The sequence below is a fragment of the Parasphingorhabdus sp. genome, from assembly GCF_048269865.1.
GTDB lineage: Bacteria > Pseudomonadota > Alphaproteobacteria > Sphingomonadales > Sphingomonadaceae > Parasphingorhabdus.
The window spans coordinates 114,231-137,497 of sequence record NZ_JBLWUA010000012.1; the positions used below are offsets into that span (position 1 = coordinate 114,231).

The following is a 23,267-nucleotide window of genomic DNA, read 5'->3' on the forward strand; positions in this document are numbered from 1 at the left end:
CGGCACGATGATCCCCCATAAACTAGTCCGCATCATTTTCTGGATTTTGCTCGCGATTATCCTCTTGATATCGCTATTGCCTGAAGGAGACGCGCCGACAGTATTTGCGGACGACAAGCTCAATCATATTCTGGCGTTTTTTACGCTGTCCGTCATGGCTCGCGTGATCTGGCCCCGCGCGCAAGCGCAAACGCTCTTCATCATGTTGATAGCGTTCGGCGGCGGTATAGAACTTTTACAACTGTTGCTGGGTTTTGGCCGCGATGCAGACTGGATGGACTTTGGGGCGGATATCCTGGCGACCGGGCTGGGTATTGCGGCAGGAGCGGTGTTCAACAGCATCTTCCGCAAGCGATCCGTTGCCGAATAATAGCCTCAAAACCAAAAGCGCACTCCGACGACATAATTGGTAACGCTCGGATCTTCTCCTGCAAGCCGGGCGTAATCCCGACTGCCGCCCAGTCTCCACTCTTGTTCAATGCCGATATAGGGCGCAAATTCACGCACCATTTCGTAACGCAGGCGCAGACCTAGCTCGACGTTGTCGATGCCTGATCCAATCCCCAGCTCCGGTATGTCCTGCGCCGAAAGATTGGCTCCGACGCGCGGCTGCAGGATCAGTTTCTGGGTGATCCTCTGGTCATATTCCGCCTCGATCCGCGCCGTCAGATCGCCTTTGTCGGACAGGAAAGCGGCGGCATCAACCTCGAACATATAGGGCATCAGACCCTGCACACCGATCACGGCATGGGTGCGATCCGGCCCGGTCAGATCCTGCCGGACGCCGAGTTGAAGATCGAAAAACGGGCCAATCGCCCGGCTGTAGAGAGCCTGTATTTCTGCCTGCTCTGTCGGTTCCCCAAAACTGCCTTCGCCTTCGCTCTTGAACCAGAATTTGTTCAGATCGCCACCATAATAGCCCTGAATATCCCATAGATAGCCGTCGCTCCCGTCCCGGACGCGATATTCCAGACGGTCGCCCTGGAGCCACAAGATCTGCATGTTGCCATGTTCCCCATAGATGGCTTTCCGCGACGCGCGCATGGCTTCGGCACCCCAGATCCGGTCCGCTGCATTGGGCGGGCCGGTGGGGCTTTGTTCCGAAGAGACCTGCGGGGCGGCGGGGGGACTATGGCTCATCGCCTGATGATCCATTTGGCTATGGTCCATCTCGGGCTTCGATTCCGCCGTGGCCGGCATCTGGTGCATGCTGTGATCCATCTGGCCGTGATCCTGCGCCATCAGCGGCGCAGCCGTCGAAGCGGCCATCATTGCTGCCCACATCCGGACCATCATGCGTCTCCCGGAAAGGCGACGCTGACCGTCTGCATCATCCCGGCATGCATATGGTAGAGCAGATGACAGTGAAAGGCCCAGTCGCCCGGTTCGTCGGTAGTCACGTCGAAGGTGGCGCTGCTGCCCGGCTGGACGATCACCGTATGTTTTTTCGGCTGATAATGGCCCTGGCCGTTGACCAGTTCGAAGAACATGCCGTGCAGATGGATCGGATGCGCCATCATCGTGTCGTTGACCAGCTTCACCCGCACCCGCTCGTCAAAGCCGAAGCGGATCGGATCATCGCCGACCGCGCTGAACTTCCGACCGTCGAACGACCACATATAGCGTTCCATATTGCCGGTAAGATGCAGTTCCATTGCGCGGTCCGGGGCGCGCTTGTGATGGTCCATTTCCAGGGATTTCAGCATCCGGTAATTGAGCACCCGGTGCGGCACGTCATCGAGGCCCAGGCCCGGATAGCCCATTCGATCCTGCGGGTTCATCGCCACCATGTCGATGCCGGGTCCGACCTTGACGCTGGCGGGCAGCAGACTGGTGTCGCGCATATTCATGCCGCTGCTCATATCCATCGTGGCCATATCCTGTCCGGGAGGCGCCGCGGGCGGTGCTGGCATCGCGTGTCCCATCGCCGCATGGTCCATCTGGCCATGACCCATCGGCGCATCGGCCTGAGCCGCGTGGTTGCCATGGTCCATCCCGCCATGGCCCATGTCGATCATCGACAGCACCGGTGGCTCGCGCAGGGCAGGGAAGGCGGCCTTGCGCCCGGGTTGCGAGGTCAGCGACGCCTGCGCCATGCCGCTGCGATCCATACTTTCCGCAGCGATCGCAAAGGCCCCGGCTTGGGTTGGTGCAACGATGACATCATAGGTCTCGGCCACTCCGATCTGTAATTCATCAACCGCGACCGGCTGCACATTCTGGCCATCCGCCTGCACAACGGTCATCGGCAGGCCGGGAATACGCAGGTTGAAAAAGGTCATCGCGCTGCCGTTGATGATCCTGAGCCGGACCCGCTCGCCGGGCACGAAGGGCAGCTCCAGTCCGTCTTCGGGCCCATGGCCATTGACCAGATAGCTATAGGTTGGTGCCGAGACATCGGCGATATCGGTCGGCATCATGCGCATCCGCCCCCACATCAGCCGCTCTTCCGCGCTCAGCGGATAATCGTCCGCCGCGCTGGTCTTCTGCATGCTGAAATAGCCTTCGGAGACCTTCAGCTTCTTCATGATCTGATGCGGGTGCATCGGCGTGAATTCGCTCAGCAATATGATATGTTCGCGATCATATTCGACCGGATCGGGACCGGCCGGATCGATGATGATCGGACCATAATGGCCGATCTGCTCCTGCAGCCCGCTGTGGCTGTGCCACCAGTAAGTCCCCGACTGGCGAGGGGTGAGCGGCACGTCAAAGCGTCCGCCCGGCCTGATCCCCGGAAAGCTGATTCCGGGCACGCCGTCGAACTGGAACGGCAGCAGCAGCCCGTGCCAGTGGACCGAACTGTCGACATCCAGCATATTGCGCACGGAAAGGATCGTCTGCTCGCCCTCCTTCAGCCGGATCAGCGGCCCCGGCACCGTGCCATTGACCGCGATCGCAGGGCCGGAGCGTCCGCCAGTGGCGAACGTGCCATTGCCGACATGCAGATCAATTTTTGCGCCCGACAGCTCGTCGATTCCCTTGCGCACCCGTCCGCGGCCATGCGCAGCCATTCTGCCCATTGCCCATGTCGGCATTGGCAGGGCGGTGGCCCCGCCGAGTGCGGCGAGCGAGCCGATCAGAGCGCGGCGGGAATATTTGATCTTGGATTTTTGCATACGGATCCTATATACCCCCATAGGGTATATGAACAAGAGTGATAATATGACCAAAGGTGCCGCAGATCAGAAAATTAACCGCCTCCGCCGGATCGAGGGCCAGGTACGCGGCATCGCGCAGATGATCAGCGACGACCGCTATTGCATTGATATATTGCACCAGGTGCAGGCGGTGAAATCGGCGCTCGCCAAGGTGGAGAGCCAGATCCTGAAGGACCATGCCGCCTGCTGCGTCAGTGAAGCGATTGCGACCGGCAGTCAGGCCGAGCAGAAGGAGAAGTTCGACGAACTGATCGACCTGTTCGCAAAGGTGAAACGGTAATGGCCGAGCAAAAAACTGCCCAATTATACCGCATGGTGATGGAACAACATATCTGTCCCTATGGCCTGAAATCCAAGTTCCTGCTGGAGCGCGAAGGCTTTGCGATCGAGGACCATCATCTGACCACGCGCGAGGAAACCGACGCATTCAAGGACAAGCATGATGTCAAAACCACGCCGCAGACCTTTATCGATGGCGAGCGGGTCGGCGGCTATGACGCGCTGCGCGTCTATTTCGGCAAGGACAAGCCGGAGAAGGAGCGCAGCGACACCAGCTATCAACCCGTCATCGCCTTGTTCGCCATGACCTTCCTGATGGCGCTGGGTGCTGCTTTTGTCGCTACTGGTGCCTGGTTCTCGATCAGGACCGTCGAATGGTTTGTCGCCTTCTCGATGTGCGGTCTCGCCTATCTGAAGCTCCGCGATATCGAGAGTTTTTCGACCATGTTTCTGAACTATGATCTGCTCGCGCGGCGCTGGGTGCGCTACGGTTATATATACCCGTTCGGTGAAGCTCTGGCTGGTGTGCTGATGATCGCTGGCGTTGGTCTGTGGCTGGCGATCCCGGTCGCGCTGTTCATCGGGACGGTCGGAGGGGTCTCCGTTTTCTACGCCGTCTATATCCAGAAACGCGAACTCAAATGCGCCTGCGTTGGTGGCGATAGCAACGTGCCGCTCGGCTTTATCTCGCTGACCGAGAATTTGTTCATGATCGGCATGGGGCTGTGGATGCTTGTGAAAATGACCGCTTAGCCGGGAGATCACATCCGGCGCACGTGAAGCCGTAAATGTGATGCGTGGGGCGATGCAGAGAGGCCGCCGCGTTGATTGATTGCCCTAATCTTCTTGAATGCGGATACGCAGCCTGAATTAGCCGCGGCCGGCAACGACCATGGTATCCGGCAAGATATTCACACGTTGGCTTTCGATTGATGCCCGATCTCCCGCTTGCCGCCGGATCGCGTTGCAAAGATCGTCAATGTCGAGGGGTCTGCTGATCAGAAACCCCTGCAATGCATCAAAGCCAAGGGTCTGGGCGATCACTTTCTCCTCTTCGGTTTCGATCCCTTCGCATACCGTGCTGGCAGAGAGCGCTTGGGCCATATGCAGGATCGAAACGAGGAAATCGATCAGATGTGGTTTGTAGTTGATCGTGTTGATCAAAGAGCGATCAACTTTCAGGACATTTATCGGCAGATCCAGCAGAGTCCTGTAATTGGCATAACCGCTGCCAAAGTCGTCCAAGGCAATTTTTATGCCTGCAGCGCTCAATTCCGCGAGGTTGTTACGGGCAGTTTGCGACTTTTCCATCACTGCGGTCTCGATGATCTCAATCACGACCGAGGTAGGGGCAATGTTGAAATCCCTGAGCGTATCCAGAAAATTCGTCGCATATCCCAGCGAAGCGACATCGCTGGGACTCGCATTGACCGAGAAATATTCGATGGCCCCGCTATCGATGAAACCCCCCAGTTCTTTACAGGCACGCCTGAGCACGACTTGGTCCAGTTGCAACAGCAGCCCCAATCGTCGCGCTATAAAAATAAATTCGTCCGGTGCAATTGAGCCAAGCTCCGGATGCGTCCAACGGGCCAACACTTCCACGCCCTGAATTCTTTCTTCATTTGCCTCACAAATCGGCTGATATACAGCTGAGATCTCCTGCTGCTTTATTGCCGCGGCCAAGCCCGCTTCCAGCTGCCGCAACCGCAAGTCTGCCGAGTGGTCCGCAGTCTCGAATTCACGAACCTGGCCTTTCCCGGCCTTTTTGGCCTTCATGAGGGCGAGATCGGCGAAATGTTTCAGCTCGCTGAGATTCTTTGTGTCGAACGGATATCTTGTGAAGCCAAGCGACCCCGATGTTTTTACCTCTCGCTTGAACTCGGTAACCGGTTGAAAAGTAAAATCGACGATTCTCTGAATTTGTTCCTCAACATGCGCTGTTGACCGTTCGGTGCATTCCAGCAGCACGGCAAACTCATCGCCGCCAAGTCGGGATACGGAGACGATTCTGTCGACAGATTTCAGGCGTTCGGCCACTTGGCAGAGCAGGCGGTCGCCCATCCGGTGTCCGAACGTATCGTTTATATGCTTGAAATTATCGAGATCGATATAGGCGAGCGTAAATGATCCAGAGATCGCATCGCAGCGCTTGGAAAGAGACTGCAGGTCGGCCTGGAAACCGAGGCGATTTCCGACCTGTGTCAGCGGATCGGTCTGGGCCAGGCTTTGGGCGGTATCACGCTCTCGCTCCAGATCTCGCAAACGTTTTTCGTAATGCTTGGCGTGGCCATCGGCCTCGCTCTGCAATTGCGCTATCAGCAGATTGTTCTTTTCCTGGGCGTTTCTATATTCCGAGCGCGTTTTCTTGAGGTCTTCCGGACTCGCGACGGCTTCGACGATCAAACCGATAAGGCCCGGCTTTCCATCGTCCAACGTGACGGGAAATTTGCGGGTGAGTGCAAAAGTGCCTTCACCAATCTCTTCGAAGCTCGTGCTGGCCTGACCGCTGAAGACCAGACTGTCCTCTCTCCAGAAGATATCGACCTGTTCTTCGTCAAACACGCTCGTGTCGTCCCGGCCGATGATGTCGTCCAGACCGATTAGATCCGTGAAAGCCTGATTACCGTAGATCCACCTGTGATTGGCATCCTTGGCGAACATGGGAAGCGGGAGCGCGTCCAGCATTTCTTTGATTTCATCTGAGGTCAACATTGCTCAGCCACCCTCAATGATGGCCCTGATGCGGCCGGAGAAGGTACGGATGACGCGACCATATCCCTTCAGCACGCCTCGGCTCTTGTCGGCCGAACTAAAAGCGCCGGTAAAGTCACCACAATATTTTGCGGTTTTCTTGCAAGAAAGTTCGGAAATCGACCCTGCCAGCAGGCTTGATTTCGATTCATGCTCGCTGGCTGCCTCGAATAATATCGATCTTACTCCGCTTTGGACAATCCGTGATTGGAAGCCCGGTCTTAGACTTTGCGGGTTAAACCGAGGTAAATACTGGTAAAATTTGAAATATCTATATTGGGCCCATCGCTTATGGTTCACGGATCATGGGCAAGACGGCCCGGCGGCCTCCTTTCCGAAGCAGAGTGAAAACAGGATTTCCGCATGCTGTTCGGGAATAGTGAAGCGTTGATGTCTGGCACGGGGGAGGGGGGCTGTGCCTCGGTGCTGCAAAGATAAAATATGCCTACCGCGCCGGAAACCAGCGCCCCTCGAACACCACGCCATTAATTTCGACCTCCTGAAGCTTCGCCGCACCGCCGACATAGGGGTCGCGGTCGAGTACGGTGAAATCGGCTTTCTTGCCGGTCGCGATACTGCCGACCATCGCGTCCAGCCCGATCACCTGCGCCGCCTCGATCGTGATCGCGCGCAGCGCCTTGTCGAGCGACAGCCGCTCGGTCGGTGCCTTGACATTGCCGTCGAGGGTGATCCGGTTACTCGCCACCCAGGCGAGGTAGAGCGGGTCGATCGGAGCCATGTTGAAGTCGCTATGAAGGCCGAGCGGCACGCCCTTGCGCTCCAGCGAACCAAGCCGGCTCATCTGCGCCGCGCGGTCGGGACCCATGCCGGTCCTGGCATAGGCATCGCCGAGGATGCGGATATAGTTGGGCTGGACAGAGACATAGAGACCCATCTCGCCAATCCGCCGGTTCTGCGCTTCGGTCGAATAGCCGAGATGCTCCATCACGATATGCTGGCCATTTCTCGGGGTCAGCTTTTCGGAGATGCCGAGCACCACATCGAGACCCTTGTCGCCGTTGACATGGGTGTGCAGATTCCAGCCGGCATCCCAGAAACGCTCGGTCTGTTTTTGCAGTTCCTCCGGTTCGGTCAGCCACTTGCCTTCGTGCCCATCGCTGTAACCGGGCGGGTTCATCTGCATATATTGGGCGAAAAAGGCGCCGTCGGCGAACAGCTTCACCCGGTTGGAGAAGAAGAATTTCAAACTGTCATATTTGGCCTTCATGGCCTTAAGCCAGACATTGGGATCGCCGGTCACCAACGGCGCAACCGGAATGGCAAGGATGCGGGATGGGGTGGTCGGCTGGTCGTAGAGGCTCTTGAACAGCGCGGACTCCATCTCTGGTCCGCCAAAGCCGCCAAAGGCCAGGTCGGCACTGGTGGTGACTCCATTTTCCAGCATCATCTGGCGCATGTCGGCCAGCCCTTGCTGCACTTTGGCGGGCGAGAAGAGATAGGGCCGGAGCTTCTCGATCCCGCCGAACAGCGCGGTCTCGTGAATGATGCCGGTGGTGAAGTCGGCATGCGCCGGGTCGATTGTCGGCTTGTCGAACTGTGCGGCGAAGGCTTCCTGCGTGCCGATGCCCAGCAGATTCAGCGCGGCGCTGTTGGCAATAATCTCGTGGAAACTGCGCTGCCAGATTACCACTGGTCGGTCTGACGCGATCCGGTCCAGCTCCGCGCGGTCCATTTCGCCATGGAACAGCTTGTGATGGCCCCAGGTGATGAACAGCTTGTCCTCGCTCTTGCTCAATTCTTCGCGCAGCCGCTGTTCATATTGCGCTTTGCCGCGAGCCGCGGGATAGGTCTTGCCGGGCAGTTGCCACTCCTCCGGGCTGATGAAGGGCATCGGCAGCATCATGATCGTCTGCATCGGGTGGACATGCGGCTCGACAAATCCGGGCATCAGAATCTGCCTGGCAAACTGCCGGTCGACGGTGACCGTGCGATCCCTCGTCCATGCTTCCATTTCTTCCAAAGTCTGGCCGAGGCCGAGAATGATACCGTCAGCAGTTGCGACATAGCGGGCCTCGGGAAAGCCTGGCTCCATCGTGATGATCTTGGCGGCCTCGAATATTGTGACTTCGGGATAAGGGAGGCTAGCGGGCGTCTCCTCTGCGCTGGCACCGCTAGCGAACAGCAGCGTGAGCGCTGCCCCGATGGACGAAATGAATTTCAGCATGTCTCTCTCCCCTTGTGGCGAGAGATTATGCGCCTGGCTTCACCTTGGCAACAGTCAGCTTGCCGGCCCGGACATGCTCGCGCCAGGCAATGAACAGGCCGGATCCGATGATGATCGGCGCGCCGATCCAGATCGACAGGCCGGGATATTGGCCGAAAATCAGGATGCCGAACAAAGTCGCCCAGATCAGGGCGCTATAGTCCATCGGTACGATCGTCGAAATTGGTGCATAGCGCAGAGACTGGGTAATGCATAATTGGCCGACCGCGCCAAAAATACCGATGCCGAGCAGAAAGCCCCATGTCTGGGCATCATGGCCGCCACCATATAAGATCACGCAGATGAGCAGCGCGGGCAGGGTGTAGACCGAGAACCAGAAGATCGTCACGATGCTTGTCTCCGTACGACCGAGTATGCGGATGACGAGGGTCACACCGGCGGTAACCAGTGCGCCAGCCAAGGCAACAGCAGCGCCAAAGGCAGGGATCAAGGTGCCACCGGGACGGACTACGATCAGCACCCCGACAAATCCGATCAGGATCGCCGACCATCGGCGGATGCCCACCTGTTCGCGCAGGATCAGCGCCGCGAACAGGGTTGCGAATATGGGCACAGTGAAGCTGATCGTGGTGGCGTCGGCCAGCGGCAGCAGGGTCATTGCCCAGAAATTGAGGCCCATTGCGCAAATACCGAGTAATGACCGCAGGATGTGCAGCCGGTGTTTGTTCGAAACGATAGAGGGCCAGCCCGCCTGGCTTCGCCAGATCAGGAAACAAATCAGCGGCATTGCGGTCAACTGGCGGTAAAACAGGCTTTCGGTGACGTGGACGCCATGCTGTCCAGCGAGTTTGACGAAGGTAAACATCACGCCAAGGGACAGCATTGCGCCAAGCCGGGTGACGATTCCCGCCATCGGCCGGTTCTGCCCGGCGGCACCGTCATCGCTCATATGTTATTGCCATAAAAGATAGGGTGAGGGGTGTTGTGCATTGCTGCGGTAAATAGCATATAGCCCGCAAATGCAATCAGGAGTCTTTTCAATGCGCACCGTTACCCATGTCTTGGCCTCGGGAGGAACCGCAGCAGCGTCCCGCCAGAGCGATATTTTCGACCCCAATAATGGCGGGATCCAGGGCAAAGTAGATCTGGGCGACGCCGATGTTCTCGAGACAGCCGTTCAGGCGGCGCTTGCAGCCCAGCCCGCCTGGGCCGCAACCAACCCGCAGCGCCGCGCCAGGGTGATGTTCAAGTTCAAGGAACTGGTCGAAGCCCATATGGACGAACTGGCCGAATTGCTGAGCCGTGAACATGGCAAGGTGATCGCCGATTCCAAGGGCGATGTGCAACGCGGTCTGGAAGTGATCGAATTCTGCTGCGGCATCCCGCATGTCCTGAAGGGCGAATATACTCAGGGCGCCGGGCCCGGCATCGACGTCTATTCGATGCGCCAGCCACTCGGCATCGGTGCCGGCATCACGCCGTTCAACTTCCCCGCCATGATCCCTATGTGGATGTTTGGCCCGGCGATCGCCACCGGCAACGCCTTCATCCTGAAACCGTCCGAGCGAGATCCGTCGGTTCCGGTCCGATTGGTCGAACTGATGCACGAAGCAGGATTGCCCGAAGGCATATTGCAATGCCTGCATGGTGACAAGGAAATGGTTGATGCCATTCTCGATCATCCGGAAATCGGCGGCGTCAGCTTCGTCGGCTCGTCCGATATTGCGCATTATGTCTATCAGCGCGGCGTTGCGGCCGGCAAGCGGGTGCAGGCGATGGGCGGTGCGAAGAACCACGGTATCGTGATGCCCGACGCGGATATGGATCAGGTTGTCAATGATCTGTCCGGCGCTGCTTTTGGTTCGGCCGGTGAACGTTGCATGGCTTTGCCTGTCGTGGTTCCGGTCGGCGAAGATACGGCCGACCGGTTGCGCGAGAAAATGATCCCGGCGATGGAGGCCCTGCGCGTCGGTGTCTCGACGGATGAAGAGGCGCATTACGGCCCGGTCGTGAATCCGGCGCATAAACAGCGTGTGGAAAACTGGATCCAGACCGGCGTTGATGAAGGCGCTGAGCTGGTCGTCGATGGCCGCGGCTTTTCGCTGCAGGGCCACGAAGACGGCTGCTTTATCGGTCCCTCGCTGTTCGACCATGTCACAACCGACATGGAAAGCTACAAGGAAGAGATTTTCGGACCCGTGCTGCAAATCGTCCGCGCCAAGAATTTCGAGGAAGCGCTCGCGCTGCCCAGCCAGCATCAATATGGCAACGGCGTCGCGATCTTCACCCGCAACGGTCACGCGGCGCGCGAGTTTGCCAACCGGGTGCAAGTCGGCATGGTCGGCATCAACGTGCCGATCCCGGTCCCGGTCGCCTATCACAGCTTTGGTGGCTGGAAGCGCTCGGCTTTCGGCGATACCAATCAGCACGGCATGGAAGGCGTGAAGTTCTGGACCAAGGTCAAGACCATCACCCAGCGCTGGCCCGACGGCACGGCCGATGGCGGCAACAAGGATGCTTTCGTCATTCCAACCATGGGGTAAGGGTCTGATAAGACTTTATACCTGTAGAGTTCCATATCAGGACAAATCGACCGGAACGCTAGATTTTCTGGCGTTCCCGGCGAAAACAGACACGATGGATGTCTGTTCAAATATGTTTCCGGCGCAATGCTGCTAGCGCTGTCGCCACGGCTATTGATGCCATCCATTTTGCTCGCAATAGTGTTGTTCGGATTCTGGCGTTCAGAGACCCCTGCGGTCGAACCCGTCGCAGAACCGGTTGCGGTTGCCGAAACCGACAAACGGATTGCCTTCAGCTTCGATGACGCCCCGCGCGGCAAGGGCGCGTTTCTTGAGCCGGACGAACGGCCGAGATTGCTGATAGAAGCCTTGCAGACTGGCGGCATCAAGCAAGCGGTTTTCTTCATCAATCCGGGCAGGATTACGGCCATGGATCATGATGCCGCCGATATTGCGGCCTATGCCAAAGCGGGCCATTTACTGGCCAACCATACCGCCAATCACAGCAAATTGTCCGCCGTATCTGTGAAGGCGTTCCTCGCCGATATCGATGCTGCGGAAGAGTGGCTGAAAGACAAGCCCAATTATCGACCCTGGTTCCGCTTTCCCTTTCTCGACGAAGGACAGAAGAACAGGAGTAAGCGTGATGCCGTCCGGGCCGGTCTAAAAAAGCGCGGGTTGATGAATGCTTATGTCACGGTCGACGCTTCGGACTGGTATATGGAGGAACAGGCGCTAAATGCGGCAAAGTCCGGCAAGACGATGGACTGGAATGCGCTGCGGGACCTCTATGTCGAATCCTACGTTCAGTCCGCAGACTTTTCCGACGAACTGGCGCGGCGGACGCTGGGCAGGGCGCCCGTGCAGATGATCCTACTGCACGAAACCGATCTCGCTGCGATGTTTGTCGACGATCTGGCCGCTGCGCTCAAGGCCGATGGATGGACGATCGTAACCGCCGACGAGGCGTATCGCGATCCCATCGCCTATATGGAGCCGGACGTCGACTTTGCTGATGGCACCCGGACCCAGATGCTGGCTGCCGAAAGGAATATCGGCAAGCGCTGGTACCAGCGCAATGATCAGAAAGTAGCAAAAAAGCTATTTGCCGAGCGGGTCCTGCACGACTAGACCGTCACGCATGAAGACAATCAACATCGTTCGCAGCCTGGCGCTGGCCCTCGCGGCCATTGGTGGATCATCGGCGTCAGCGCAAACAGCGGAACAAGTTGCGCAAGACGTGCTCGCCGAAAACCCGGTCATCGACGGCCACAATGACGTACCGGAGCAGATTGCCGAGCGGTTCGACAGCGATCTCTCCCAGTTTGATTTTCGCAACACGGTCCCAACCTTGGGGACCGGCGAAAAACCGATGCACACCGATATTGCCAGGCTCCGCAAGGGCCGAGTCGGCGGGCAATTCTGGTCCGTCTGGATCGATCCCGAGCTGCCGAGATTTGAAGCGGTCCAGCGCGTCATCGAACAGATCGATATTGTCCACCGGCTGGTGGAACAATATCCCGACGATCTGCAATTGGCGCTGACCGCGGATGACGTGGAAGCCGCCCAGAAAGAGGGCAAGATCGCGTCGCTGATCGGCATGGAAGGCGGCCATTCAATTGGTAATTCCTTGGCAGTATTGCGCCAAGCCTATGCGCTCGGTGCCCGCTACATGACATTGACTCACTGGAAAACGCTCGACTGGGCCGATAGCGCCACCGACGCGCCAAAGAGTGACGGCCTGTCGGAATTTGGCGTTTCCGTGGTAGAGGAAATGAACCGTTTGGGCATGATCGTCGATCTCAGTCACGTATCCGAAGCCACCATGAGCGATGCCCTGGACGTGACCAAGGCGCCGGTCATCTTCAGCCATAGTTCGGCCGATGCGGTTACCAAACATCCTCGCAATGTACCCGATTCCATTCTGAAACGGCTACCATCCAATGACGGTGTGGTGATGGTCACGTTCGTACCATCCTATGTCAGTGCCGAGAACCGGGACTGGGATGCCGCGAAAAAGGCGGAAGCAGCGCGCGCGGCGGCCTTATACCCCGGCGACAAAGCTGCACGAGAGGCCTATGTCGCGCGTTGGCAGGAGCCGCATCCAATGCCGCCAGCAACTGCGAAAGATATTGCCGATCACATCGATCACATCCGGTCGGTTGTCGGAATCGACTATATCGGCCTGGGCGGCGATTATGATGGTATCAGCTTCACCCCTGATGATCTCGCGGATGTCTCGACCTATCCGGTGTTATTTGCCGAACTGGCGAGCCGCGGTTATAGCGCCGCCGATCTCGCAAAGATTGCGCGCGGCAATATCTTGCGGGTAATGCGGGGCGTCGAATCAACCGCCGCGCAAATAGCGAAGAACAAGAAATAGATATGACCCAATTTTCCCTGACCGAAGATCAGCTTGCCATTCAGGAAATGGCCCAGAAATTCACAGCCGATGCGATTACGCCGCATGCGGCGGAGTGGGATGAAAATCATGTCTTCCCGCGCGATACCATAAAGCAGGCTGCGGAGCTTGGTTTCGGTGGCATCTATGTCTCAGAAGAGTCCGGCGGTATCGGTCTCGGACGGCTGGAAAGCGCGATCATCATGGAAGCCATGGCCTATGGCTGCCCGTCGACCAGCGCCTTTATCTCGATCCACAATATGGCCTCCTGGATGATTGATACATTCGGATCGCAGGCGGTGAAGGACAAATATCTGCCTGACCTAGTGCCGATGGAGAAGATATCCAGCTATTGCCTGACCGAAGCCGGTGCCGGATCGGACGCCGCCTCGCTGAAGACCAAGGCCGTGCGCGATGGCGATGATTATATCGTCAACGGTTCGAAGCAGTTCATTTCCGGTGGTGGTGCCAACGAAATTTATGTCACGATGACGCGCACCACCGATGATGGCGCCAAGGGAGTCACCTGCCTTGTCATCGAAAAAGATATGGAAGGTGTCTCATTCGGCGCCCAGGAGAAGAAGCTCGGCTGGCATTCCCAGCCGACCGCTCAGGTCAATTTCGACAATGTGCGTGTTCCTGCTGAAAATCGTGTAGGCGACGAAGGCGAGGGCTTTCGCATCGCCATGGCCGGTCTCGACGGCGGCCGGCTGAACATCGGTGCCTGTTCGCTCGGCGGCGCGCAGCGCTGCCTCGATGAAGCGATCAATTACACCAGGGACCGCAAGCAATTCGGCAAGGCGATCAGCGATTTCCAGAACACACAGTTCATGCTCGCAGACATGGCCACCGATCTTGAAGCCTCTCGCGCGCTGCTTTATCTTGCGGCAGCAAAGGTCACCGAAGGTGCGCCCGATAAAACCAAATTTGCCGCGATGGCCAAGCGACTGGCAACTGATAACGGCAGCAAGATCGTCAACGATGCGCTGCAACTTTTTGGTGGCTACGGCTATCTGCAGGATTATCCGATCGAGCGCTTCTGGCGCGATCTCAGGGTCCACAGCATTTTGGAGGGAACCAACCAGGTCATGCGCATGATCGTTTCGCGCGAACTGCTCCGACAATAAGGTATATTATGACAGAAGATCTTATCATCAAAAAAACCGGGCGGGTTGGCCATATCAGCCTGAACCGGCCGAAAGTTATCCACTCGCTCAATCTCGACATGTGTCTGGGAATGATCGACGCATTGCTCGCCTGGCGCGACGATGACGAAGTTGAAGCCGTGATCATCGATCATAGCGAGGGCAGGGGATTTTGTGCGGGCGGCGATATTGCCATGCTGCGCGAATCCGGCATGGCCGACGGCAAGGAAGGACGCGAGTTTTTCTACAAGGAATATCAGCTCAACCATTTGCTGTTCGAATATCCCAAGCCAGTGGTCGCCTTCATGAATGGTATCACCATGGGCGGCGGCGTCGGCATCTCGCAGCCCGCCAAATATCGCGTCGCGACCGAATATACCCGCTTTGCCATGCCCGAAACCGGCATCGGCCTGTTCCCGGATGTTGGGGGTGGCTGGTATCTGTCGCGGCTGGAAGGGCGGCTCGGACAGTTTCTTGCGCTGACCGGCGCGCGTCTTGACGGTGCCGAATGCAAGGATGTCGGTCTTGCGACCCATTATCTGGAATCAGGCGTTCTGGAAGAGGCCAAGCAGCGGATTTCGGAAAAGCCGGACCGGATTGAAGGCATATTGGGGCAGCTGTCGGGCAATATTCCGGAAGCGCGGATCGCCAAGAATCTCGACAAGATCGACAAGTTTTTCGCTTCCGACCGGTTCGAGGATATATTGGCCGCTTTGGAAGCGGATGAAAGCGAATGGGCCGCCAAGGAACGTGATACGCTCGGCACCAAAAGCCCGCAGACCTGCAAGGTCGCACTGCGCCAGCTCAAGGAAGGCGCGGCGATGGAGAGCTTCGCCGACGAAATGCGCAACGAATACCGCATCGGCTATCATGTGCTGGTGATGCATGATTTTCTTGAAGGCGTACGCGCGCTGATCGTCGACAAGGACAATGATCCGAAATGGAACCCGCCGAGCCCGGAGGAAGTCACCACCGAATGGATCGACAATATTTTCGCGCCGCTACCGGCAGATGAAGAATGGAAACCACTATGACGTATGAAACCATCCTGACCGAAACAAAGGGTCCTGTTACCCTGATCACGCTCAACCGGCCGAAAGCGCTCAACGCGCTGAACAGCCAGGTACTGGAAGAACTGATCGAGGCTTTCGCTGCATTTCAGGCAGACGACACGCAACACTGCGCCGTTCTGACCGGCTCGGGTGACAAGGCCTTTGCCGCTGGTGCCGATATCAAGGAAATGTACGACAAGTCGGCGGCGGATTTCTATCTTGAGGATTTCTTCGCCAAATGGACCAGCCATATTGTTAAGGCGACCCGCAAGCCCTGGATCGCGGCAGTCAACGGCTTCTCGCTTGGCGGCGGCTGCGAGCTCGCGATGATGGCGGACTATATCATCGCCAGCGAAAAGGCGAAATTCGGACAGCCGGAAATCAAACTCGGCGTCGCGCCGGGCATGGGCGGTTCGCAGCGGCTGACGCGCGCGATCGGCAAGGCGAAGTCGATGGAAATGTGCCTGACCGGGCGGATGATGGATGCCGAGGAAGCGGAGCGCTCCGGTCTGGTTGCCCGCGTGGTGCCGCATGATGATCTGCTCGACGAAGCGATGAAATCCGCTGCACTGGTGGCTTCGATGCCGCCGATGGCCGCGCAGGTGAACAAGGAAATGGTCAATGCAGCGTTCGAGAATAATCTCGAGCAGGGCCTCGTGCACGAACGCCGCCTGTTCCAGATTCTGACCGCCACCGAAGACAAGAAGGAAGGCATGGCCGCCTTTATCGAAAAGCGCGAAGGCCAATGGAAGGGGCGCTAGGAGCGCAGCTTTCTGTTTTGCAAAGACGCGTGGCATTGCGCCGCTGACAATCACTGGAGACTGGAATGAAAATCGGATTTATCGGACTTGGCAATATGGGCAGCGGCATGGTTGCCAATCTCGCGAAAGCAGGACATGAGGTCCATGCCTTTGACCTGTCCGGCGAAGCTTTAGCGCGCGCAGGCGAGGCGGGTTGCCATCCGGTCAGCGATGCTGCCGAGGCGGTGAAAAATATGGAAGCCGTGGTCACCATGCTCCCGGCTGGCGCCCATGTCCGTAAGGTTTACGAATATGAAATCGTCATCAACGCCAACCCCGGTACTTTGGTAATCGATTGCTCGACCATCGACGTCGACAGCGCCCGGGATGTGGCGACGATGGCGGAAGCCAAAAGCCTGGTGCCCGTTGATGCTCCCGTATCCGGCGGTATCGCAGCGGCGAATGGCGGCACCTTGACCTTCATGGTCGGCGGCAGCGACGAAGGATTCAAGCGTGCCGAACCGATCCTGTCGGACATGGGCAAGGCGGTTATCCATGCCGGTGGCAATGGTGCGGGGCAGGCGGCAAAGATCTGTAACAACATGCTGCTTGGTGCATCGATGATCGCCACTTGTGAAACGTTCAAGATGGCGGAGAAGCTCGGCCTCGATCTGCAAAATTTCTACGACATTTCGTCCAAGGCCTCCGGCCAGAACTGGTCGATGACCAGCTATTGTCCCGTGCCCGGTGTTGGTCCGCAAAGCCCGGCAGACAATGGCTATGAAGGCGGTTTTGCGGCAGCGCTGATGCTGAAAGATTTGCGCTTGGCGATGGAAGCAGCACAAAGCGCTGGCGCCGACGTTCCAATGGGGGCGGAGGCCGCTCGGCTTTACGAACAATATGCCGAAGGACAGGGACAGGGCGGCAAGGATTTCTCCGGCATCATCGCCATGATCGGAAAAGACTAACTGCCGATGCCTCCGCTTTGGATAGTGCTTTGCAGTCTGTCCGGGACGATTGCCGTGGTTGCCGAGATCGGCAATCGTCGGCGCAGCAACCGGCGGGATATTGATGATGTTGGTTTCATGCCGTGGCCAACGATCACGGCATTGTCGCTGCTGACCTTCGGCATATCGATTGCCTTCGGGCTGGGAATTCTGTCTACCGGATAGATACGGTTACAGGCAGGCTTCCAGCAACGGCTGGTCAAAGCCATATTGGCGGGCTTTGTCCAGCGTGTAGGGGCGCAGGCCCGAAGAGACATATTCGCCGATGATTTTGCCGTCGGCATCCTCGTCTATATATTGATATTTGAACAGTTCCTGCGTGACGATGACGTCACCTTCCATGCCGATCACCTCGGTGATGTTCGTCGTGCGGCGCGAACCATCGCGCAGACGCTTCACCTGAACAATCAGGTCGACCGATTCCGCAATCTGGCGTGAAATCGCTTCCTTCGGAATCTTGATGTCGCCCATCAGGATCATGTTCTCCATACGGCCGAGACATTCGCGCGGGCTGTTGGCGTGGAGCGTACACATGGAGCCATCATGGCCGGTGTTCATGGCTGCGAGAAGGTCGAAACATTCCGCGCCACGAATTTCGCCGAGGATGATGCGGTCAGGCCGCATACGCAGGGCGTTTTTGACAAGATCCCCGATCGTAATCGCGCCCTGGCCTTCAAGGTTCGCAGGCCGCGTTTCCAGCGGCAGCCAGTGCGGCTGTTGCAGACGAAGCTCGGCGGCATCCTCGATCGTCAGCACGCGTTCGCCGGGATCGATCATTTTCGACATCGCGTTAAGCATCGTCGTTTTACCGGAACCGGTACCACCCGAGATAACAACATTGAAGCGGCAGGCACCGGCGATTTTTAGAGCCGTGCACATTTGATCCGACATCGAGCCAAAGCCCTTCATCATGTCCAGCGTGATCGGTTTCTCGGAGAATTTACGAATCGAGATTGCTGTGCCCTTGAGGCTCAGTGGCGGGACGATGACGTTAACACGCGAACCGTCTTTCAGGCGGGCGTCAGCCAGCGGTGTGGTCTGATCGACGCGGCGGCCAACCTGGTTCACGATCCGCTGGGCGATCTGGAACAGATGCTCCTCATCGCGAAACTGGATCGGGGCGAGTTCCAGCTTGCCCTTGATTTCTATGTAGGTCTGTTCCGGACCGTTGACCATGATATCCGATATATCAGGGTTGCTCAGCAATTCTTCGAGTGGACCGAAACCCAGCAGTTCGTCGACCAGCACCTTTTCTAGTGCAAATTGTTCGCGCCGGTTGAGGGTTAACTTCAGCTCGGTCAGGACTTCCATGATGATCGGACGGAATTCTTCGGTCAGCTCTTCCTTGTTCAACGTCGCAGCCGCTTCGGGGTCGACGCGCTCGAGGAGGCGAGGCAGCACTTGTTCCTTGATCTTGTGGACAGAGGCTCCAAAGCCCTCGTCCTTGTCGACGCTGTCGGCCAATGGTTGCGACCGTTCCGAAAGCCTCGTCATTGCATCGCTTTGCACCGGGGGAGGTACGGTTGGTGTATCTTCGCCGCCGAGGGGAATGGATTCTAGTGGTGGAAACTGATTTCCTCCGAGCTTGTCTTCTCGATTTTCGGAATCGACAGATTTTTTGCTGCCACCGGTCATTGGCTTTGCTACGCCAAAAGATGGCTTGCCACCGCCTAGTCCATTTTTCTTCCCAAAAGCGCTCATTCTGTTCTGTCCGATATGTCTGATGTCACACGATCAATGCCCTCTTTCCCCGAAAATGGTTAATAAAGCGGTAAATCAGGCTGATTGGATGAAGATCGATTCTGGGAGAATTTTGTGACTTGCGGCTTGTGCGTTGCAGTCCAGCAGCTAAGGCAATCTGATGAAAAAGGAGCGGATGCTTGACTGAGGATCATTCTAGGGATCGAGCCACCGCCGGGGGTGTCACGCTTGCACTCATTGCCTTTGCCGGATTCCCGCTTGGTGATGCGGTGATCAAATCGATGGCAGGAGATTGGCCTGCGCCGGCAGTGGCGGCTTTGCGCTTTTCGATCGGCGCTCTGGCCCTTGCGGTGATCCTCTTTGCAAAAGAAGGTCGTCGCGGTTTTCAAGTCAACCGGCCATGGCTTCACGTGGCACGTGGATTTGCCTTGTTCGTTGGCACCATCAGCTTCTTTTCCGCCATATATATCATGCCGCTGGCCGATGCCGTGGCGATATCCTTTGTCAATCCGATCCTCACCGCCTTGTTCTCCGGCTGGTTTTTGAAAGAGAAGATGCCGCCACGGACCTGGGTGGCGACGATCGTCGCCTTTGGCGGGGTTTTGATCATGCTGCGGCCCAATGTCGCGGCCTTTGGCTGGGTCGCCATCTTACCGCTCATCTCGGCCTTTGCGATGTCGACCATGCTGATCCTGAACCGCATGGTATCGACGCAAAGATCAATTTTCGCAGCGCAATTTTACATAGCCTTTTGGGCGGCATTGTTTCTCATGATTGCTGCGGTTATCGGGCATTGGATAGTGCCTGTGATGACCGTACCGGGGCTCCCGCATTGGGATGTGGTCCTGCGCTGCCTGCTGGTGGCACTGACTGCGACTAGCTGCCATTTCCTGCTCTTCATGGCGACGATGCGAACAACCGCAGCGGCGATTGCACCGATCGTCTATATCCAGCTGCTAATCGCGACGGCGATCAGTGTGTTTGTATTCGGAGATCCGATAGACACTACTGCGATGCTGGGAGGATTATTGATAATCTTCAGCGGCTTGCTGCTCTGGCGCAGCAGTCGCCGTGCGAACACGGTTCTGGAGGCTTAGGCAGCTTCGCAGACTTTGTCCAAAAGCTTGAGATGCTGTTCGATACTATTTTCAATGGAATAGGTGCTTGCGCATTCGATGAGCACTTTGACCGGCTGAGGTGAGTGAATTTCGTCCAATATGGCCCTGGCCAGGGCTTCGGGATCCTCCACCGGTACAGTCCGCTGACCGGTCCGAGACAGCAGCTCTGTCAAGCCGTCCGAACAATCGGTCGCAACGATTGCGCAACCAGCAGCCAATGCCTCGATTGGTACAGCCGGCAAACCCTCCCACCGGGAAGACAGCACCAGGATGTCTGATTGAGAGAGAAAGGGGGTGACGTCATGAACAAAGCCCTTGAACGTGATCCGGTCAGCCAAGCCCAATTTTTCGGCTTGTTGCTTTGTGTCTTGCAGAAGAGGCCCATCTCCCAAAATTGTCAGCGACCACGGATGCTCGGCAATCAGCGCCAGAGCGGCAACAAGTGTCATATAGTCTTTCTGTGGAACAAAACGTCCCACTGAAAGCAATCGCGGCGGTTGTCCCGGCCCGCGAAGGGGTCTGGCTGTTCCGGCAGACAACATGTTGGCAGTGACGTAGGGGTTTGGGACCACATGGAACTTGGTCGCTGCATGTGGATAGATTTGTGCATAGTTTTTGGCGTCAGCCTCGCTGAGCGTGAGCGACATGTCACCCAGGTTTGCGGTCATTCCAAACCGCCACGTTCGGGCTATCTTTTGCCATTTGCCGAAACCAGGTCTCAGCACCGGGTTGGTGAGTTTCTGAATGATCTTTGTCGGTCCTCGCCCCGCGAATTGGCGCGCGATTGCCAGAGACAGATTCGTCTGATTACCAGCCGAAAAAATCGCCCTCGGTCGGTGTTTGCGGATCATCCGTGCGACGGAGGGAATCTGGAGCAGCAACTGCAAGCCCCGGCCACCGAACTTGGGTGTTGGAACCAGTCGGATTTTTACAGCCGATGAAATGAGATGGGCGACAGCACCGGTTTCTTTTGTCAACCACAGCTCGGTGGGAAGACCGCGTTCGGCCATCCCATTGGCCAAAAGGATTGCAACGCGGTCCAGGCCGCCATTGCTCGGCTCATAAAGGAAATGAACGATCGGAGCAGAGTGTTTCATGTGCCGTATAATATCCACGGCTCCGGCATATCATGCAGTTTCAAAACAAGCCGATTGGTGCTTCTGGTATCGGAACAAATCACAATCTAGCCTATCGATTGGAACAGTACGTACCAGTCTACAATGGCGCGGATATATCATTTGTCCAACGTTTAGTGCCCGAGTTTAAAAGGCGGTGCGGTTGGAACCAATCGAAAGCACCGGGATCGTCGTGAAAAGCTGTCAGCTAACAGCTTCGGCCAATACCGTAAGGCCGTTTTCATCGACTTGCGCAAAGCCACCCTGAACAAAAATTGTCTCAGGTGTCGCGCCTTCGCTGGGGTAGATGACCAGATCAGCATCGCGGATAGTCGACATTACGCCAGCATGATTCGCAAGCACGCCAAAGTCACCCTCAATACCGGGCACCACCACCATGAAGACATCTTCCGAACGGACGAGCTTTTCAGGGGTTACAAGTTCGAAATGTAGATCTGCCATTATCATTCTCCACCCCTCCTTTTCAAAGGAGGGGTAAGGGGTGGTTTATGAGCAGATTGGCTCGATGCCGATCTGCGAATTTGAGGATGAGGACGGTCCCCACCCCAACCCCTCCCCTAAAGGAGAGGGGCTAAATTGCTTAAGCTGCCTCAGCAGCCATTTTCTTGCCTTTTTCGATCGCTTCCTCGATGCCGCCGACCATGTAGAAGGCGTTCTCGGGAAGGTGATCATATTCGCCATCGACAACCGCCTTGAACGATTTGATCGTGTCTTCGAGATCCACGAACTTGCCGGGGATGCCGGTAAAGACTTCAGCAACGTGGAATGGCTGCGAAAGGAACTTCTGGATTTTCCGGGCGCGCTGCACGACCAGCTTATCTTCTTCTGAAAGCTCGTCCATGCCGAGAATGGCGATGATGTCCTGCAAAGATTTATACTTCTGCAGGGTTTCCTGAACAGCACGGGCCGTATCATAATGCTCCTGGCCAACGACCCGGGGTTCCAGAACACGCGACGTGGAATCGAGCGGGTCAACAGCCGGGTAGATGCCGAGTTCCGAAATCGCACGGTTCAAAACGGTGGTTGCGTCCAAGTGGGCAAATGACGTTGCCGGTGCAGGGTCGGTCAAGTCATCGGCAGGCACGTAAATAGCCTGAACCGAGGTAATCGAGCCCTTGCTGGTGGAGGTAATGCGTTCCTGCAGCGCACCCATGTCAGTCGACAGGGTAGGCTGATAGCCCACAGCCGAAGGAATACGGCCGAGGAGTGCGGACACTTCCGAGCCTGCCTGGGTAAAGCGGAAGATGTTATCGACGAAGAACAGAACGTCCTGGCCTTCCTGATCGCGGAAATATTCCGCGATGGTCAGACCCGACAGAGCAACACGTGCACGCGCTCCGGGAGGTTCGTTCATCTGACCGTAAACGAGGGCCACTTTGGAACCTTCAGGCGTAGCCTTGCCGTCTTTATCCTTGGCAATAACATTCGCATCGAGAAATTCGTGATAGAGGTCGTTACCTTCACGGGTACGCTCACCAACACCGGCGAACACAGACGTACCGCCGTGCCCCTTTGCGATGTTGTTGATCAGTTCCTGAATAAGCACTGTCTTGCCAACGCCGGCACCGCCGAACAGACCAATTTTACCGCCCTTTGCATAAGGGGCGAGCAGGTCGACAACCTTGATGCCGGTAACCAGAATTTCGTTGTCGGTCGATTGGTCAATGAACAGGGGAGCTTCTGCGTGGATGGGAGCAGAAGTCTTCGCGCCGATAGGGCCGAGTTCGTCGATGGGCTCACCAATCACGTTCATGATCCGGCCAAGCGTTTGAGGGCCAACCGGCATCATGATCTGGGAGCCGGTGTCGGTCACTTCCTGACCGCGGGTCAGGCCTTCGGTCGCATCCATGGCGATCGTACGAACCGTATTCTCGCCAAGATGCTGCGCAACTTCGAGAACCAGCCGGTTACCGTTATTGTCGGTTTCCAGCGCCGAGAGAATTGCCGGGATCTCGCTATCAAAGGTGACGTCGACGACAGCGCCGATGACCTGTGAAATGCGGCCTACATTTTTGGTTTTTGCCATTTTTCCGTTTCCTTGCGTACGTGCTTTAGAGCGCTTCTGC

At 57.1% G+C, this 23,267-nt stretch carries 21 protein-coding genes; 12 read left to right on the top strand and 9 right to left on the bottom strand.

Annotated features, from left to right (window positions below):
- Window positions 1-7 precede the first annotated feature (7 nt).
- The gene (locus ACN0WW_RS15725; RefSeq protein ID WP_417613818.1) at window positions 8-370 is read left to right on the top strand and encodes a hypothetical protein; all 363 of its coding nucleotides are present in this window, start codon (window positions 8-10) and stop codon (window positions 368-370) included.
- 5 nt (window positions 371-375) lie between these two features.
- On the opposite strand, the gene ACN0WW_RS15730 is transcribed toward ACN0WW_RS15725, so the two are convergent.
- Together ACN0WW_RS15730 and ACN0WW_RS15735 are read right to left on the bottom strand one after the other, a co-directional pair.
- Entirely contained in the window at window positions 376-1,296 is a 921-nt protein-coding gene (locus ACN0WW_RS15730; RefSeq protein WP_417613819.1) for a copper resistance protein B, read from the bottom strand.
- The gene (locus ACN0WW_RS15735) at window positions 1,293-3,119 is read right to left on the bottom strand and encodes a copper resistance system multicopper oxidase (RefSeq protein ID WP_417613820.1); all 1,827 of its coding nucleotides are present in this window, start codon (window positions 3,117-3,119) and stop codon (window positions 1,293-1,295) included. Before ACN0WW_RS15735 ends, ACN0WW_RS15730 begins: the two co-directional genes overlap by 4 nt.
- 46 nt (window positions 3,120-3,165) lie before the next feature.
- Here ACN0WW_RS15735 and ACN0WW_RS15740 point away from each other — a divergent pair, with 46 nt between their 5' ends.
- Window positions 3,166-3,441 carry a metal-sensitive transcriptional regulator gene (locus ACN0WW_RS15740; protein WP_417613821.1) on the top strand — a complete coding sequence of 92 codons (276 nt, stop codon included), beginning with the start codon at window positions 3,166-3,168 and terminating at the stop codon, window positions 3,439-3,441.
- Window positions 3,441-4,193 carry a MauE/DoxX family redox-associated membrane protein gene (locus ACN0WW_RS15745; protein ID WP_417613822.1) on the top strand — a complete coding sequence of 251 codons (753 nt, stop codon included), beginning with the start codon at window positions 3,441-3,443 and terminating at the stop codon, window positions 4,191-4,193. The genes ACN0WW_RS15740 and ACN0WW_RS15745 overlap by 1 nt, the downstream gene beginning before the upstream one ends.
- 117 nt (window positions 4,194-4,310) lie before the next feature.
- Here the strand turns inward: ACN0WW_RS15745 and ACN0WW_RS15750 are convergent, their stop codons facing one another.
- The 3 genes from ACN0WW_RS15750 to ACN0WW_RS15760 all read right to left on the bottom strand — a co-directional run bounded on the left by ACN0WW_RS15750 (window position 4,311) and on the right by ACN0WW_RS15760 (window position 9,328).
- The gene (locus ACN0WW_RS15750) at window positions 4,311-6,155 is read right to left on the bottom strand and encodes an EAL domain-containing protein (RefSeq protein ID WP_417613823.1); all 1,845 of its coding nucleotides are present in this window, start codon (window positions 6,153-6,155) and stop codon (window positions 4,311-4,313) included.
- A gap of 484 nt (window positions 6,156-6,639) precedes the next feature.
- Window positions 6,640-8,379 (bottom strand): amidohydrolase, encoded by a 1,740-nt coding sequence (locus ACN0WW_RS15755; protein WP_417613824.1) that lies wholly within the window; start codon window positions 8,377-8,379, stop codon window positions 6,640-6,642.
- Window positions 8,380-8,404: 25 nt separating this feature from the next.
- Window positions 8,405-9,328: a DMT family transporter gene (locus ACN0WW_RS15760; protein WP_417613825.1), complete on the bottom strand. Its 924-nt coding sequence runs from the start codon at window positions 9,326-9,328 to the stop codon at window positions 8,405-8,407.
- Window positions 9,329-9,419: 91 nt separating this feature from the next.
- Between ACN0WW_RS15760 and ACN0WW_RS15765 the strand changes: the two genes are divergently transcribed.
- From ACN0WW_RS15765 to ACN0WW_RS15800, 8 genes are all read left to right on the top strand, one after another.
- Window positions 9,420-10,922 carry a CoA-acylating methylmalonate-semialdehyde dehydrogenase gene (locus tag ACN0WW_RS15765; protein ID WP_417613826.1) on the top strand — a complete coding sequence of 501 codons (1,503 nt, stop codon included), beginning with the start codon at window positions 9,420-9,422 and terminating at the stop codon, window positions 10,920-10,922.
- A gap of 156 nt (window positions 10,923-11,078) precedes the next feature.
- Complete coding sequence (locus tag ACN0WW_RS15770; RefSeq protein WP_417613827.1) at window positions 11,079-12,032, top strand: polysaccharide deacetylase family protein; 954 nt, start codon at window positions 11,079-11,081, stop codon at window positions 12,030-12,032.
- 10 nt (window positions 12,033-12,042) lie between these two features.
- Window positions 12,043-13,284 (top strand): dipeptidase, encoded by a 1,242-nt coding sequence (locus ACN0WW_RS15775; protein ID WP_417613828.1) that lies wholly within the window; start codon window positions 12,043-12,045, stop codon window positions 13,282-13,284.
- Between the two features lie 2 nt (window positions 13,285-13,286).
- Window positions 13,287-14,429, top strand: coding sequence for an acyl-CoA dehydrogenase family protein (locus tag ACN0WW_RS15780; RefSeq protein WP_417613829.1), 1,143 nt, complete (start codon window positions 13,287-13,289; stop codon window positions 14,427-14,429).
- An 8-nt stretch (window positions 14,430-14,437) separates the two neighbouring features.
- Window positions 14,438-15,481, top strand: a complete 1,044-nt coding sequence (locus ACN0WW_RS15785) for an enoyl-CoA hydratase/isomerase family protein (protein WP_417613830.1) — start codon at window positions 14,438-14,440, stop codon at window positions 15,479-15,481.
- Window positions 15,478-16,260: an enoyl-CoA hydratase-related protein gene (locus ACN0WW_RS15790; protein WP_417613831.1), complete on the top strand. Its 783-nt coding sequence runs from the start codon at window positions 15,478-15,480 to the stop codon at window positions 16,258-16,260. The genes ACN0WW_RS15785 and ACN0WW_RS15790 overlap by 4 nt, the downstream gene beginning before the upstream one ends.
- Before the next feature lie 65 nt (window positions 16,261-16,325).
- Entirely contained in the window at window positions 16,326-17,207 is an 882-nt protein-coding gene (gene mmsB, locus ACN0WW_RS15795; protein WP_417613832.1) for a 3-hydroxyisobutyrate dehydrogenase, read from the top strand.
- A gap of 6 nt (window positions 17,208-17,213) precedes the next feature.
- Window positions 17,214-17,411, top strand: coding sequence for a hypothetical protein (locus ACN0WW_RS15800; protein WP_417613833.1), 198 nt, complete (start codon window positions 17,214-17,216; stop codon window positions 17,409-17,411).
- Between the two features lie 6 nt (window positions 17,412-17,417).
- On the opposite strand, the gene ACN0WW_RS15805 is transcribed toward ACN0WW_RS15800, so the two are convergent.
- Window positions 17,418-18,947, bottom strand: a complete 1,530-nt coding sequence (locus ACN0WW_RS15805; protein WP_417613834.1) for a CpaF family protein — start codon at window positions 18,945-18,947, stop codon at window positions 17,418-17,420.
- A gap of 179 nt (window positions 18,948-19,126) precedes the next feature.
- Between ACN0WW_RS15805 and ACN0WW_RS15810 the strand changes: the two genes are divergently transcribed.
- Window positions 19,127-20,044, top strand: a complete 918-nt coding sequence (locus ACN0WW_RS15810; RefSeq protein WP_417613835.1) for a DMT family transporter — start codon at window positions 19,127-19,129, stop codon at window positions 20,042-20,044.
- Here ACN0WW_RS15810 and ACN0WW_RS15815 read toward each other — a convergent pair.
- The 3 genes from ACN0WW_RS15815 to atpD all read right to left on the bottom strand — a co-directional run bounded on the left by ACN0WW_RS15815 (window position 20,041) and on the right by atpD (window position 23,227).
- Entirely contained in the window at window positions 20,041-21,162 is a 1,122-nt protein-coding gene (locus ACN0WW_RS15815; protein WP_417613842.1) for a glycosyltransferase, read from the bottom strand. The genes ACN0WW_RS15810 and ACN0WW_RS15815 overlap by 4 nt on opposite strands.
- A gap of 222 nt (window positions 21,163-21,384) precedes the next feature.
- The gene (locus ACN0WW_RS15820) at window positions 21,385-21,642 is read right to left on the bottom strand and encodes an ATP synthase F1 subunit epsilon (RefSeq protein WP_417613836.1); all 258 of its coding nucleotides are present in this window, start codon (window positions 21,640-21,642) and stop codon (window positions 21,385-21,387) included.
- Between the two features lie 139 nt (window positions 21,643-21,781).
- Window positions 21,782-23,227: a F0F1 ATP synthase subunit beta gene (gene atpD / locus ACN0WW_RS15825; protein ID WP_417613837.1), complete on the bottom strand. Its 1,446-nt coding sequence runs from the start codon at window positions 23,225-23,227 to the stop codon at window positions 21,782-21,784.
- Window positions 23,228-23,267 lie beyond the last annotated feature (40 nt).